This window comes from Micromonospora inyonensis, assembly GCF_900091415.1.
GTDB classification, from domain to species: Bacteria; Actinomycetota; Actinomycetes; order Mycobacteriales; family Micromonosporaceae; genus Micromonospora; species Micromonospora inyonensis.
The window spans coordinates 3,377,693-3,389,573 of the sequence record NZ_FMHU01000002.1; the positions used below are offsets into that span (position 1 = coordinate 3,377,693).

9 protein-coding genes are annotated in these 11,881 nt (G+C 72.9%); 3 read left to right on the plus strand and 6 right to left on the minus strand.

Going from position 1 to position 11,881, the window contains the following annotated elements; translation table 11 throughout:
* Nucleotides 1-73 precede the first annotated feature (73 nt).
* Nucleotides 74-790 (plus strand): hypothetical protein, encoded by a 717-nt coding sequence (locus GA0074694_RS29340; protein WP_091463129.1) that lies wholly within the window; start codon nucleotides 74-76, stop codon nucleotides 788-790.
* A 52-nt stretch (nucleotides 791-842) separates the two neighbouring features.
* Here GA0074694_RS29340 and GA0074694_RS29345 read toward each other — a convergent pair whose 3' ends face one another.
* The 4 genes from GA0074694_RS29345 to GA0074694_RS29360 form a co-directional block, all read right to left on the minus strand.
* Nucleotides 843-1,226 (minus strand): VOC family protein, encoded by a 384-nt coding sequence (locus GA0074694_RS29345; protein WP_091463130.1) that lies wholly within the window; start codon nucleotides 1,224-1,226, stop codon nucleotides 843-845.
* A 177-nt stretch (nucleotides 1,227-1,403) separates the two neighbouring features.
* A complete protein-coding gene (locus GA0074694_RS29350) occupies nucleotides 1,404-2,639 on the minus strand; it encodes a sensor histidine kinase (protein WP_245714970.1) in 1,236 nt (411 codons plus the stop codon).
* A complete protein-coding gene (locus GA0074694_RS29355) occupies nucleotides 2,636-3,304 on the minus strand; it encodes a response regulator transcription factor (RefSeq protein ID WP_091463131.1) in 669 nt (222 codons plus the stop codon). Before GA0074694_RS29355 ends, GA0074694_RS29350 begins: the two co-directional genes overlap by 4 nt.
* A gap of 383 nt (nucleotides 3,305-3,687) precedes the next feature.
* On the minus strand, nucleotides 3,688-4,446 hold the full coding sequence (locus tag GA0074694_RS29360; RefSeq protein WP_091463132.1) for a PQQ-binding-like beta-propeller repeat protein: 759 nt from the start codon (nucleotides 4,444-4,446) through the stop codon (nucleotides 3,688-3,690).
* A 157-nt stretch (nucleotides 4,447-4,603) separates the two neighbouring features.
* On the opposite strand from GA0074694_RS29360, the gene GA0074694_RS29365 reads away from it, so the two are divergent.
* A complete protein-coding gene (locus GA0074694_RS29365) occupies nucleotides 4,604-6,427 on the plus strand; it encodes a DUF6311 domain-containing protein (protein WP_245715058.1) in 1,824 nt (607 codons plus the stop codon).
* A gap of 11 nt (nucleotides 6,428-6,438) precedes the next feature.
* On the opposite strand, the gene GA0074694_RS29370 is transcribed toward GA0074694_RS29365, so the two are convergent.
* Entirely contained in the window at nucleotides 6,439-8,205 is a 1,767-nt protein-coding gene (locus GA0074694_RS29370) for a DUF6311 domain-containing protein (RefSeq protein WP_245715059.1), read from the minus strand.
* A 388-nt stretch (nucleotides 8,206-8,593) separates the two neighbouring features.
* On the opposite strand from GA0074694_RS29370, the gene GA0074694_RS29375 reads away from it, so the two are divergent.
* Nucleotides 8,594-9,787 carry a hypothetical protein gene (locus GA0074694_RS29375; RefSeq protein WP_091463134.1) on the plus strand — a complete coding sequence of 398 codons (1,194 nt, stop codon included), beginning with the start codon at nucleotides 8,594-8,596 and terminating at the stop codon, nucleotides 9,785-9,787.
* 130 nt (nucleotides 9,788-9,917) lie between these two features.
* Here the strand turns inward: GA0074694_RS29375 and dxs are convergent, their stop codons facing one another.
* On the minus strand, nucleotides 9,918-11,870 hold the full coding sequence (gene dxs / locus GA0074694_RS29380; RefSeq protein ID WP_091463135.1) for a 1-deoxy-D-xylulose-5-phosphate synthase: 1,953 nt from the start codon (nucleotides 11,868-11,870) through the stop codon (nucleotides 9,918-9,920).
* Nucleotides 11,871-11,881 lie beyond the last annotated feature (11 nt).

Genomic DNA, 11,881 nt, shown 5'->3' on the forward strand with positions numbered 1-11,881 from the left:
TCCCATCGGGGCAACGGCCATGTCGGTCCGGCTGGTTAGGATCACGCGTCCATTCCTCAGATCTGGAGCGTCGATGTCCCAGCCGCACCACCCCCCGCAGCCGGAGTACGGCTCTGCCCACCCCCAGCCGTCGGCCGCGCCCGGCTACGGCACCGGCCAGCCGTACGGGGCCGACCCGATGGCGGGCGGGTTCGCGCCGCCGCCGAAGAAGAAGTCCGGCGTCGGCAAGGTCCTGCTGATCGTCCTCGCCGTGGTGCTGGTGCTCTGCGTCGGCGGCGGGATCGCCATCTGGGCCACCGTGAAGGACGATGTCGACGAGGTGGTGGAGGCCACCAAGACCCGGGTGGTCGCCCCGGAGACGCTCAACGGCCGGCCCAAGGTCACCGAGCCGGGGCTGGTGGCCGCGTCGGAGCAGATGGCCGCCGAGATCAAGAAGGACGTGCCGGAGGCGACCAGCCAGGTCGGCGGCTTCTACGGCGACGTGAACAAGAACGACCTGGTCATGATCGTCGGGGTGTCCGGCGTGATGGCCGACCCGCAGAAGGAGATGAACGACGCGATCAGCGCCATCTCCGGGGAGCTCGGTGCCACCAACATGGCCGCCGTGGAGCCGGGGCCGCTCGGCGGCGAGGCCAAGTGCGGCGACGGCACCTCCGAGGGCGTCAAGCTCGGCATCTGCGTCTGGGCCGACCGGGGCAGCCTCGGCATGGTGGTCATCTACTTCAAGACCGGCAAGGAGGCCGCGGCGGAGTTCGGCACCATCCGCGCCGCGATCGAGCAGCGCAACTGAGTCCTCGACAAGGGGCCCCTCCCGTGTGGGAGGGGCCCCGTCGCGTTCCGGGTCAGGCCGTCGCGGCCCGCTCGGCGGCGCTGCGCTCTACGCAGAACTCGTTGCCCTCCGGGTCAGCGAGGACGACCCAGCCGGTGCCGTCCGGCCGACGCCGGTCGGAGACCTGGGTGGCGCCGAGGGCGAGCAGGCGCTCCACCTCGGCGTCCCGGTCCCGGTCGACCGGCTGCAGGCAGACGTGCATCCGGTTCTTGACACTCTTGCCCTCTGGCACCTGCACGAAGAGCATCATCGGGCCGCCCGGCGGCAGCAGCGTCGCCTCCGGGTCCCCGGGGAGGTCTTCGGGCCGGCGAGAGCAGCCGTAGACCTCGGCCCAGAACCCGGCGAGGACGTAGGTGTCGTGGCAGTCGACGGTGACGCTGTGAATTCCTGAACTCACGGTCTTCCTCCGTACGAGGATGGGACGCGCCCCGCGTGAGTCGACTTGTCAGCGGTGCCGGCGGCGAGGCGCGGGAATGATCATGCTGGACATCGACCGCACCTCCTTCCGCCTCCGGCTGACCGGACGATCGTGCCAGGCCGGATCCGGTCGACGCAAACGCATTAGCGCAGCCGGTCAGTCGGCCTTCACGTCGGCCGCGATGCGGGGCAGCACGTCGGTGGTCACCGCTGCCGAGGCGCTGACCACCGGGGTGACGGCCGCCGCGGGCAGGGTCACGGTCACCTCCAGGCCCCCGCCCGGCTGGGCGATGACCCGGACGCTGCCGCCGTGCGCGTCGCAGACCGCCCGGACGATCGAGAGTCCCAGCCCGGAGCCGCGTGCCCCGGTCCGCTCCCGCCCACCGCGCCGGAACGGCTCGAACAACCCCGGTACGTCCGCCTGGTCCACCTCGAAGCCGGTGTTACCGACCACCAGCCAGGACTCGTGCCCGTCGGAGCCGGTCCGCACCCAGAGCCGGCCGTGCAGGTGGTTGTAGCGCACCGCGTTCTCGATCAGGTTGCCGGCGAGCCGGTCGAGCAGGCCGGGATCGCCGACCACCGGGGCCGGCTCCAGCGCGGTCTCCACCCGCAACTTGATCCGCTCCACCTCGCGGCGGACCGCCGAGAGGGCGTTGGCGGTGCCGTCGGCGAGGTCGCACTCGCTCTTGCGGCCGAGCCGCCGCCCCGCCTGCGCCTCGCTGCGGGCCAGCACCAGCAGCGCGTCGACCAGGCCGTTGGCGCGTTCCGAGGCGTCCCGCACCACGGTGGCCATCCGGCGGAACTCGGCGACGTCGGCCTCGTCGTCGGAGAGCGTCACGTCGATCTCGGTACGCATCACCGCCAGCGGCGTCCGCAGCTCGTGCGAGGCGTTGGCGACGAACCGCTTCTGCGCCTCGAACGCCCCGGCGATCCGGTCCAGCATCGCGTCGAAGGTCTTGGCCAGCTCGGCCACCTCGTCGTCCGCCCCGGAGTAGCCGATCCGCTGGTCGAGGGTGGCCTCGCCGAGCCGGCGAGCGGTGGAGGTGACCTGGTACAGCGGGCGCAGCGCCCGGCCGGCGACCGCGTAGGCACCGGCCACCGCGACGGCGCTGATCGCCAGCAGCGCGACCAGCCCCTTGGCGAGCAGTTCCCGGGACGCGGTGTCGACCAGCTGCCGCTGCCACTGCCCGGCGTCCAGGGTCCGGCCGTCGGCGAGCACCACGGTCGTGCCGGGGAGCAGCTCGTCGGTGGGGCGGAGCGCGTCGCGCACCAGCAGCCAGGCCAGCAGGACGAGGATCGCCCCGGCACCGATCAGCAGGATGCCGTTGAGCAGGGTCAACCGCAGCCGCAGGGTGGGGCGCAGCCGGGGGCGGCGGGTGAGGTAGAGGGTCATGACAGGTCTCCGGCCGTCCGGTAGCCGGCGCCCACCACCGTCTCGATCAGTGGCGGGTCGCCGAGCTTCTTGCGCAGGGTCATCACGGTGACCCGGACGATGGTGGTGAACGGGTCGGTGTTGGCGTCCCAGACCCGTTCCAGCAGTTCCTCGCTGGAGACCACCGCGCCCCGGGCCTTGAGCAGTTCGCAGAGGACGCCGAACTCCTTGTTGGTCAGGTCGACCGGCGCCCCGCCGCGGGTGACCACCCGCCGGGCCGGGTCGAGCACCAGGTCGGCCAGCTCCAGCACCGGCGGCGCGGGCGGGGTGGCCCGCCGACCGAGCGCCTGGACCCGGGCGACCAGCTCGTCGAAGGCGAACGGCTTGGGCAGGTAGTCGTCGGCCCCGAGCTGGAGCCCCTCCACCCGGTCGGAGACGGTGCCGCTGGCGGTGAGCATCAGCACCCGGGTGAGGGTGCCGGAGGCGGCCAGCTCGGCGCAGATCTGGTCGCCGTGCACGCCGGGCAGGTCACGGTCGAGGATCACCACGTCGTACCGGGTGACGAAGGCCATCTCGTGCCCGGCGTCCCCGTCGTACGCGACGTCGACCGCCATGCCCTTGCGACGCAGCCCCCGCGCGATCGCGTCGGCGAGGTTGCGCTCGTCCTCGACCACCAGTACCCGCATCCCCGGCCTCCTCGCTGCTGCCCACCACAACCTAGTGTCGGCCGCCAAACGCGAGGTGGTCGCGGCCACCCGGACATTGCAAACAATCTTCGGGTACGCGATGCTGCACGAAACTCGTCTACGGATCGGACCGTGATGACCGCAGCGACGCAGCACCGGGACGTCGTCTACCGGGTCTTCCGGTTCCCGGCGGACCTCGACGACGGCACGGTTCTCGGCGTACGCCCCGACGACGGCGGGCTCGTCCTGGGCGGACCCCCGTCCCGGCTGGAGTACACCGATCCGCACACCGGCGTCCGCACCCGGTACGACGTGGGCCGCTGGGTGTCCCGCGCGGCCACCAGAGGCGGAACGAGCCGTCCGCCTGCTGGCACAGCAGCACCTCAGGATGGAAACGACACTCGCCGTAGGTGCCGGGCAGCACGTCCAGGATCCGGGGACGGGGCGCGTACGACGTCGAACTCGGCCACCAACAGTCCCCGGTCCCGGATCTGCCGGGAGGCGATCGGCGGCCGGCCGTCGACCGGGGTCCGCAACCCGTTCCAGGTGCCCAGGTCGGCCAGTTCCCGGCCGGTCGCGGCGTCCAGCACGAAGACCTCCTCCCGGACCGAACTGACCGACGTGGTCGCCACCAGCCGGTCCCCGACCGGGACGGCCGCCATCCACCGGGGGTCGCGCCAGACCGTCCGGCCGGTCGCCCGGTCCAGCAGTCGCACCCCGCCGGGCTGCTGCCAGACGCAGAGCATCGCGCCGCAGGTGCTGACGTACCCCACCGACGGCAGCTCGGCGGTCCAGCGCCGGTCCAGCCGGTCGAGCCCGTACGCGGTCACGCGGGCCCGCAGTGTCGACGACGCGGACGGACCGCCGTCGGGCAGGTCGTAGGCGACCAGCTCCCGGTCGCTCCACGCGCCACCGACGGGCGGGACGACCACCACGAGCTGGTCGCCGACGAGGAACGCCTCGGATCCGGCGCGGCCGGGCACCGTCACCGAGATCCGCCGGGGCACCGGTGCCGCTCCGGCCAGGGTGACCAGGACGAGGCCGAGCACCAGCGCGAACCGCCAGCGCCGTGACACCCCGGGGCCCCGCCGCACCGCCGGTTCCGGGTCGTCGCGCACCTCACCCAGATCGATCAGCGCCATCCGCGTCCTCCCCGTGCCCTCCCGCCAGCACCGGGACCGTCGCGCGCCGGGCCGGCGCCCGCGACCGGCACCGGCCCGGCAAAAGCAACATGCCCCTCGCGTACGATGGCGCGTCGTGGCTGTGCCGGTGGTAGACCCCTCGTTGAAGTCCGCGTCCGTGTCCGCTACGGCCGACCCGCCGACGGACACCCGGCCGGCGACCGGCCGGTTCGTCCGCGCCGACGTCCTGGCCATCGGAGCCTATGTGCTCCTCGGCGTTCTCGTGTGCCTGAACTACTGGGGGGACGTCGGGAACCGGGTCTCCTCGCACCTGCCCACCGACCACAGCTGGTTCGAGTGGCTCTTCTCGCACGGCGCGTACTCCGTACGCCACCTGGAGAACCCGCTCTTCTCCGACCGTCAGAACGCCCCGGACGGGGTGAACATGATGGCGAACACCTCGCTGCTCGGGGTGACCCTGCCGCTGGCCCCGCTGACCCTCCTGCTCGGTCCGCAGGTGGTGTACGCCCTCTACCTGGGCGGCGCGCTGGCGGCCACCGCCGCCACGTCGTACTGGGTGCTCTCGCGCCGGCTGGTCCGCTCCCGGGCGGCGGCGTTCGTCGGCGGCGCGTTCCTCGGGTTCGCGCCCGGCATCGTGCACCACGCCAACGGGCAGCCGAACTTCGTGTCGAACTTCCTGCTGCCGTTGATCGTGGCCCGGGTGCTCCGGCTCGGCGAGCCGGGACGGTGGCGGCGCAACGGGCTGGCGCTGGGCCTGCTGGTCGCGTACCAGATCTTCATCAACGAGGAGATGCTGCTGCTGACGGCGCTGGCCTGCCTGGTGGTCGTGGTCGCGTACGCGGTGGCGCGCTGGCGGGTGGCGCGGGCCCAGGCCGGCACCTTCCTCGCCGCCCTCGGCGTGGGCGGCGGACTGGCGCTGTTGCTGACCGCGTACCCGATCTGGTTCCAGTTCAACGGCCCGCAGTCCTACCGGGGCCTCCAGGGTGGCGTCTTCCACAGCTGGGGCGAGGACCTGGCCGCCTTCGTCACCTTCGCCCGGGACACCCTGGCCGGGGACCCGGCGGTGGAGAAGACCATCGGGTTGACCGAGCAGAACACCTGGTTCGGCTGGCCGGTGGTGCTCGTCACACTGGCGGCGATCGTGCTGCTCTGGCGGCGTTCGCTGGCCGCCCGGATCGCGGCGGTGCTGGTGGCGGTCTTCACGGTGGTCTCTCTCGGCCCCCGGATCCGCCTGAACGGCGTGGAGACCGGGACCTACGGCCCCTGGCACTACGTCCCGGACGACCTGCCGCTGGTCGAGATGATGATGCCCACCCGGATGACCCTGGTGGTGACCGGCGCGGTCGGCGTCCTGCTCGCGCTGGCCTGGGACGCCGCCGCCAGGAGCGGACGACCGGCCCCCGCGTCCGACGCCGACCTCCAGTCGGCCGCCACCGAGGTCGCCGCCGGGCCCCGCCGCCGCTGGGTCCGGCCGGTCGGGTACGCCGCGATCGCGCTGGCGGTGCTGCCGCTGGTCCCCCGGCCGCTGCCGGCCCAGCAGATCGACCCGCCGCCGGCCTTCATCACCTCCGGCGCCTGGCGGCCCTACGTGCCGGACGGCCGGACCCTGGTGCCGGTGCCCGTCCCGAGCAACGTGCACGGCCTGTCCACGCTGCGCTGGAGCGCGCTGACCCGGCACGAGTTCCCGGTTCCCGGCGGCTACTTCATCGGCCCGGGCCCGAACGACGAGGGCATCTTCGGCGCCCCGAACCGCCCGACCAGCACCCTGATCTACTCCACGATGGACAAGGGTGCGGTGCCGGCGCTGACCGACGAGGACCGCCGCCGGGCCGTCGAGGACCTGCGCTTCTGGCGGGCCTCGGTGGTGGTGCTCGGCGCTCATCCCCGGGAGGCGGTGCTGCGCGAGCTGATGACCGGCCTGCTCGGCGAGCCCCGCCGGGTGGACGACGTGTGGCTCTGGGACGTCCGTCCCCTGGTCTGAGCGACCTCCGGTCAGTCGGTGCGGGTGGTGATCGGGCGCACGTCCCAGAGCCACACGTCCTGTTCCCGCCGCGCCGGGCCGACGAGTTGCTCGACCGTCTGCCGCAGCGGCTCGACGTTCTTCTGGTCGACTGGCAACACCACGATCGCCGCCCGCCAGTAGCGCAGCTCGTCCAGGGAACGGCGACGTTCCCGGTCGGTCAGCTTCGCGGTACGCCCGGTGGTCGCCACCTGCTGGAGAATCTCGCCCACCCCGCTGGGCCGGCCGCCGAACCGACCCGGGTCACCGGTGTTGCCGTTGCGCGGCGCGAGGAAGTACCCACCGGGAATCTTGAAGTCCAGGTTGGTCGAGGCGGCCCAGCGCATGCCGTGGGTGTTGCCCATGCTCGGAATCGGCACCGGCACCAGGGTCTGCTCCGCCGCGACGTACCGTCGCCACCGGTCGGAGGTGATAAAGTCCGGCACCGGCGGGCGGTCGGTCACCTTCAGTGGCATCGGGGCGATCGGCAGCAGCGCCATGACCAGGCCGGCGCCGACCAGGGTGCGGGTGTGCTGGGCCAACGGACGCGTCGTCCAGGCCCGCTCGACGGCAACGGCCAGCAGCACGCCGATGACCACCGTCGTGATCATCCCGAACCGGGTGGGCACCACCGCGTCCAGCAGCGGCAGGTGGACCAGCCACTCCCACGGGCCGGTGAACAGGTCCCGGTCCCACCAGGAGATTCGCTCCCCCAGCGAGAGCACGGCGTAGAAGGCGCCGGTGACCGCGAGCGCCCGCACGACGACCTCCCGACGCAGCCACAGCACGATGCCGATGGTGATCAGCACCAGGCTCCACCCGAAGAAGGCGTTCTCCTCCGAGTAGTTGGGGGCCAGGTTGGCGTTGGCCCGCTCGTTACCGCCGAGGGTCGGCGAGCCCGGTGTGACGAACGCCGCGATGTCGTTGCCGTAGTCGCGGACCGCGTCGCTGAGCCCGTGGTACGCCATCGGGCCACCGAACTGGATGTAGAGCGGGTACGCCAGCAGCGCCCCGGCCACCACGGTGCAGACCCCGAGCGCGACCGCCGTCGGACGCCAGGCGGACGACCAGAGTTCCCGCCGCTGGGCCAGCACGGCGAGCAGGAAGATGCCGCAGGCCATCGCGGTGAAGAGCAGGATCTCCTCGTTGATGAAGGCCTGCCAGGTGACCAGCAGCGCCAGGATCACCCCGTCCCGCACCGGCCGGCGGGAACGGGTGACGACCAGCACCCGCCAGACGATGAACGGCAGCAGCCACTGCGAGATGATGTTGGGGTGCCAGTTGGCGTGCGAGAGCATGGCCGGGGAGAACCCGCAGAACCAGCCGCCGACCAGGGCCGCCAGCGGGGTCCGTAGGACGTGCCGGGAGAGCACGAAGTACCAGGTCGAGGCGGTGCCGGCCAGGGCGAGGGTGACCAGCACCACGAAGGTCACCGCCGGGCCGAAGAGCAGCGTGATCGGCACCATCGGAATGCCGAGCGCCAGGATGGCCGTGTTGGCCATCAGGTTGACCCCGTCGGGGTAGTTGAACTGTTCGGTGTAGAACGGGAACTCGCCGTGCAGCACCACCCGGACCGAGTGGGCGAGGAAGAACTGCACCTGGGCCGGGTCGCTGCTGTAGAGCGAGGCCACCCGGCCGGCCGGGTCGACCCAGATCTGGCTGGTCACCCAGATCGCGGCGAGCAGGAAGAAGCCGAAGACGCCGAGGTCCCGCCGCCAGGTGGGCCACCGTCGACGCCGGTCGGCGGTGGCCCCCGCCAGGGCACCGGGGGTGTCCGTGCCGCCGGCCTCCGCCCGGACGACCGTGGGCTCCCCGTCGGCCGTGGTCCCGTCCACCGGTCCCCCGTCGGGCGTCCGCGCGTCGAGCGTCCGCGCGTCGACGGAGCGGGCGGCGACCCGCCCGGTCGCCACTGTCGGGTCGCTTCCCGGGCCGGTGGTGGCGGATTCCAGCGTGGATACCCCACGGGGCACGGCAGGCGTCACAGTCGGCGGAGTCTACCGGAGCAGAGAAAAGCCACGAAAACGCCGGCGACGCCCGGGACGGACGCCACAGTGCCCGCGTCCCGCGGCCCGAGGCGCCGGCCGGGGACCTCCGGACATCTCGTAGCATGTGGCTTCCGGACCGGGCAGAACGATCGGGGGCGTACACGTGGCTTCAGTCCGCTGGCGCGGCAGGACGGCCACGGCGCTGCTGGCCCTGGCCCTGACGGCGGCCGGCTGCGGGCCGGTCGCCCAGCGGCAGCAGGCCCGGCTTCCGGTCGGCTACGACTCCCTCGACGGTGCCCTGGCGGTGTGGCCGGCGCGGGGCGGTCTGGCCGCGGACGCCGACGCGACGGCCGCACTGACCGAGGCGGTCCGCGACTGGCGCTCACCGGTCGACGACCGGGTCCACCTGCCCACCTCGGGCATCCTCTGGTCCGGCGAGGTCGGCGGGACGCGGCTGGCACTGGTCGCCGCCGACGTGCCCGGGGAGAGTGCCTCCTGGCTGCTCCAGCTCACCGGCGACGGGTCGCGGTACACGGTCACCCGGGCCGTCGACTACACCGACCGGGGCTACCTGGTCTACGCCGACGTGCTGCCGGTGCAGCTCGGTGCCGAACGCCGCTATCTCACCTCCGCCCGCGTGGAGCGCCTGCTCGGGCCGGACGGGCGGCCACTGGCCGTCACCGACGGCCTGACCGGGCCGGTCGCCGTCCCGGCCTGCGCGGCCGTGCCACTGACCGCCACCCTGCGGGCCACCGCGTCGCTGCCGCGCGGCCGGGCCGCGGACCGCCTGATCGACCTGGGTACGGCCACCGAACCGCCCCGCTACCCGCTGGTGCGCGACGATTCCGGCGCCGGCCAGCGGGCCCTGCACGGGTTGGACACCTGCCAGCTCGCCGGGGAGGACGGCCCGTTCGTCAGCGTCCCCCGTCGGGTGCGCGACCGGGAGACCCCCGAGTCGGTCCCGCGCTCCTGGCCGATGGAGCAGATCACCACCCGGGTGCTGGGCGAGATCACCCTCGACGGTGGCGCGTCGGCCGAGTTGAAGCAGCTCAGATGGGAGAGCGAGGCGGGACCGATGACGGCCCTGGTGCACCGCTCCCCCGCCGGGGGACCGACCGTGATCTCCTCCGCCGACCGGACCAGCACCCTCCAGACGTACGTGCTGCCGGTGCCGGGACAGCCGCTGGTGGTCCTGAGCTGGCGGGCCAGCCAGACGACCTCCCTGTCCACCCCGCCGGGCACCCGACGACTGGTGGACCGCCCCGGTCTGGTGGTCGTGCCGCAACCGGAGTCCAACCAGACCTTCAGCCTGGCCAACGCCGAACGCACCTACTACCGCTCGGTCAGCGGGCGCTGACCCGCTGCGGGCACCAGCGGGTGCCCGCGTCCCCGCCGGCCCCGGGCCCACCCGTCCGGCCCCGGCCGTCGGCGAGGTAGCCAAACGGCCGGCGACCCGCGTGGGGTGCCGGCCGTCCGCCAGGGGTGGGTCAGTTCTGTGCCGCGGGTTTGCCGGCGGCGAGTCGGACCGGCTCGACCGGCTCGGAGTCGATGCCGGAGATCCAACCGGTGACGTCGCGGGCCACGTCCTGCGCGGTCAGGCCCAGGTCGGCGAGGATCTGCGCCCGGGTGCCGTGCGGGTGCCAGTCGGCCGGTACGCCGAGGTCGCGCAGCGGGACCCGGACGTCGGCGTCGCGCATCGCCTGGGCCAGCGCGTTGCCGACGCCACCGGTGCGGACGCCGTCCTCGACGGTGACCACGAGCCGGTGTGCTGCGGCCAGCTCGACCAGTTCCGCCGGGACCGGCCGCACCCAGCGCGGGTCGACCACGGTGACCCCGTAGCCCTGCTCGGCCAGCCGGGTGGCGACCTCCATGCCGAGCTGGCCGAAGGAGCCGACCGCGACCAGCAGCACGTCCTTGCGCTCCGCCTCGGCCAGCACGTCCACCGGGCCGACCCGGCGCACGGCGGGCAGGTCGGCGGCGACCGTACCGGTCGGGAAGCGGACGATGGTCGGGCCGTCGTCGACGGCGACCGCCTCGCGCAACTCCTCGCGCAGCGTGGCGGCGTCCCGGGGTGCGGCGATCCGCAGGCCCGGTACCACCCCGAAGACCGACATGTCCCACAGTCCGTAGTGGCTCGGCCCGTCGGGGCCGGTGACGCCGGCCCGGTCCAGCACGAAGGTCACCGGCAGCCGGTGCATCGCCACGTCCAGCAGGACCTGGTCGAAGGCCCGGTTGAGGAAGGTCGCGTAGACCGCCACCACCGGGTGCAGCCCGCCGAGCGCCAGCCCGGCCGCCGAGGTGGCCGCGTGCTGCTCGGCGATGCCGACGTCGTAGACCCGGTCGGGGTACTTGCGGGCCAGCTTGGCGATGCCGGTCGGCTCGGCCATCGCGGCGGTGATGCCCACCACGTCGGGCCGCCCGTCGGCGATCGCGACCAGTTCGTCGGCGAAGACGTTCGTCCACTTCACCGCCGGCGCGGCGACCAGCTTGCCGGTCTCGACGTCGAAGGCGCCGGGACCGTGGAAGCAGTCCGCCTCGTCCTCCTCGGCGGGGCGGTAGCCGTAGCCCTTGCGGGTCACCGCGTGCACGATCACCGGACCACCGAAGTTCTTCGCCGCCCGCAGCGCCGACTCGACCGCGCCGACGTCGTGCCCGTCCACCGGGCCGACGTACTTGATGCCGAGGTCCTCGAACATCGCCTGCGGGGCGACCGCGTCCTTGATGCCCTTCTTGACCGCGTGCAGCACCTCGTACATCGGCCGTCCGACCAGGGGGGTCGAGCCGAGGGCGTCCTTGACGGTGTCCAGGATCTTCTCGTAGCCGGGGTTGAGCCGCAGCGACGAGAGGTGGTCGGCGAGCCCGCCGATGGTCGGCGCGTACGAGCGGCCGTTGTCGTTGACCACGATGACCAGCGGGTTGCCGGCGGTGGCGATGTTGTTCAGCGCCTCCCAGCACATGCCGCCGGTCAGCGCGCCGTCACCGACCACGGCGACCACGCTGCGCTGCTCACCCCGGAGCTTGTACGCCTTGGCGAGGCCGTCCGCGTAGGAGAGCGCGGTGGAGGCGTGCGAGTTCTCGATCAGGTCGTGCTCGCTCTCGGCCTGGCTGGGGTAGCCGGAGAGGCCGCCGCGCTGCCGCAGCCGGTCGAAGCCGGCCTGCCGGCCGGTGAGGATCTTGTGTACGTACGCCTGGTGGCCGGTGTCGAACAGGAGCCGGTCGCGAGGGGAGTCGAAGACCCGGTGCATGGCGACGGTCAGCTCCACCACGCCGAGGTTGGGGCCGATGTGCCCACCGGTGCGGGACACCTTGGCGATCAGGAAGTCCCGGATCTCGGCGGCGAGGATGTCCAGTTCCTCGGCGGACATCCGCTTGACGTCCTGCGGACCGCGCACCGTGGCCAGTAGCCGGCCGTGGTTGGCCGTGTCCTCTTCAACACTCATAGGCGATGAGT

Coding starts and splice junctions, on each gene's coding strand:
- GA0074694_RS29350 (WP_245714970.1), bottom strand. CDS start 2,639: ATGACCCTCTACCTCACCCGCCGCCCCCGGCTGCGCCCCACCCTGCGG.
- GA0074694_RS29355 (WP_091463131.1), bottom strand. CDS start 3,304: ATGCGGGTACTGGTGGTCGAGGACGAGCGCAACCTCGCCGACGCGATC.
- GA0074694_RS29340 (WP_091463129.1), top strand. CDS start 74: ATGTCCCAGCCGCACCACCCCCCGCAGCCGGAGTACGGCTCTGCCCAC.
- GA0074694_RS29360 (WP_091463132.1), bottom strand. CDS start 4,446: ATGGCGCTGATCGATCTGGGTGAGGTGCGCGACGACCCGGAACCGGCG.
- dxs (WP_091463135.1), bottom strand. CDS start 11,870: ATGAGTGTTGAAGAGGACACGGCCAACCACGGCCGGCTACTGGCCACG.